Annotated in this window: 1 protein-coding gene; it reads right to left on the reverse strand. The window is 71.1% G+C overall.

The window, feature by feature from the left end:
• On the reverse strand, window positions 1-2,319 hold a 2,319-nt coding region (locus tag LCH29_RS43775; RefSeq protein ID WP_446467254.1), incomplete at its 3' end, for a non-ribosomal peptide synthetase.
• Window positions 2,320-2,329 lie beyond the last annotated feature (10 nt).

A 2,329-nucleotide genomic window follows, 5' to 3' on the forward strand; every position in this document is an offset into this window, starting at 1 on the left:
CACCATGTAGGAGGGGAGGGCTTCGCTGAGCGCGTCGCGCAGCGTCTCGATCTCGATGCTGCTGTTGGAGACGTAGTAGGCGTCGAGGCGGTCGCCTCGGGCCACCACCACCGCCTCCCGCACGGCGTCGTGGTCGAGGAGTCGAGCTTCGATCTCGCCGAGTTCGATGCGGTAGCCGCGGACCTTGACCTGGAAGTCGTTGCGGCCGACGTACTCCAGGGTGCCGTCGGGCAGCCACCGGCCCAGGTCCCCGGTCCGGTACAGCCGCGACCCGTCCCCGGACAGCCAGTCCGGTACGAACCGCTCGGCGGTCAGCCCCGGCCGACCCAGGTATCCCCGGGTCACGCCACGGCCGCCGATGAACAGCTCGCCGACGACCCCCATCGGCGTCGGACGCCCGTACCCGTCCACCACATAGAGGCGGGTGTTGCCGATCGGCCCGCCGACGTGGGGGACGAACCCGGTCGCCCGGCGCATCACCACGGCCGTCGAGTAGGTGGTGGTCTCCGACGGGCCATAGAGGTTGCGGACCTCCTCGACGCCGTCCGCCGCGGCGAAGATGCGGTCCACCAGGTCCCGCTTGAGCGGCTCACCGGCCAGGTTGATCGTGCGTACCGCATCGGGGATCTCCCGGGCGTCGGCCAGCGCGGCGATCGCCGACGGGACCGTGTTGACCAACGTGACGTCGGTCGTGTCCGCGCGGACCGCCAGGGCGTCGCGTACCGCCACCACGGTGCGGCCGGTGACCAGCGGCAGGAACACCTCGAACACGGCCAGGTCGAAGTTCACCGACGTGGACCAGAGCGTCCGGTCCAGCACCTCGGTGGCGAAGGCCGACCGCGCCCACCGCAGGAAGTTCACCGTGTTGCGGTGCTCGACGGTGACGCCCTTGGGCGTGCCGGTCGAGCCGGAGGTGTAGAGGACGTACGCCGTGTCCGACGGGGACGGGGACGGCGACGCCGCGCGGGGCAGGTCGGTGTCGGGCCCGTCGCTGAAGTCGGTGGCCAGGTCCAGGACCGGGACGTCGTCGGTGGCGGGCGTGGTTCCGTCGATCAGGACCACCGCGGGGCGGGCGTCGGCGAGCATGAACGCCACGCGCTCGGCCGGGTACGACGGGTCCAGCGGTACGTACGCACCCCCCGCCTTCAGCACCCCCAGCATCGCGGCGATCAGCCGGACGCCCCGCTGGGCACAGAGACCCACGCGCACGTCCGGGCCGACCCCGATGGACCGGAGGCGGTGAGCGATCCGGTTGGCCATCGCGTCGAGGTCCCGGTACGTGACCTGCGTGTCGTCGTGGACGACCGCCACGGCGTCCGGAGTGGCCGATGCCTGGGCCTGGAACAACTCGTGCACGCAGGCATCCGCCTCGGCTGGGCCGACGGTGTCGTTGAACTCCTGGACCAGCACAGTCCGTTCGGCCGTCGGCAGCACGTCGAGGTCCGAGACCGTCGCTGCCGGGTCGGCCGCCAACGCCGCCGTCAGCTCCCGCAGCGCGGTCACCAGCAGGGCGTTCACCTGCTCCGGGTTCAGAAGGTCGTCCACCTGGGTGGTGATCGTGAGGCCCGCCGCGCCCAGGTCGTCAATCGACACCAGGATCGGGTAGTTGGTGCGCTCCTCGCTGTGCAGCACCTCGACCTGCTCGCCGAGCCCGCCCGGGTCGAGGTCGGTGGATTCCGCGCTGTGCCGGTAGTTGAGCAGGGTGGTGAACAAGGGCAGCCCGGTCGGGACCTGGCTGCACCGCTGGGCCACCACCAGTGGGGCGTGTTCGTGGCGCAGCACCTCGGCGAGCAGCCCATGGGTGTCCCGGACCGCGTCCAGCGCCCCCTGGGCACCCACCTCGACCCGCACCGGCAGGGTGTTGATGAACAACCCGATGCCGCGTTCCGCACCGGCCCCGGCCTGCATGCGGCCGAACAGCACCGTGCCGAACACGACGTCCGAGCGGCCGGTGAGCCGGGACAGAACCATGCTCCACGCCAGGTGGCACACGCTCGCCGACGACACACCCGCCCGGCGGGCCTGCTCCCGGATCGCGTCGGCCAGATCGGTCTCGATCGTGGCCTGTGCCTCGGCGATGCCGGTGCCGTCGCCGCGGACGTCGAGGAGGCCGTACGGGGCGGTCGGCTCGTCCACCTCGCCCAGCAGGTTGCTGAAGAACTCTTCATGTTCTTCACGGCTGGTGCCGAGCACGGCTTGGGCCACGACGTTGCGGTACGGCACGGGCTCGGGCAGGGCAGCGGCGTGGCCGGTCAGCAGGGTGCCGATTTCCTTCTGCACCACGTCGAGCGTGGTGTGGTCGCCGATCAGGTGGTGCATCAGCACCATC

The sequence above is a fragment of the Streptomyces sp. BRA346 genome (assembly GCF_052851135.1).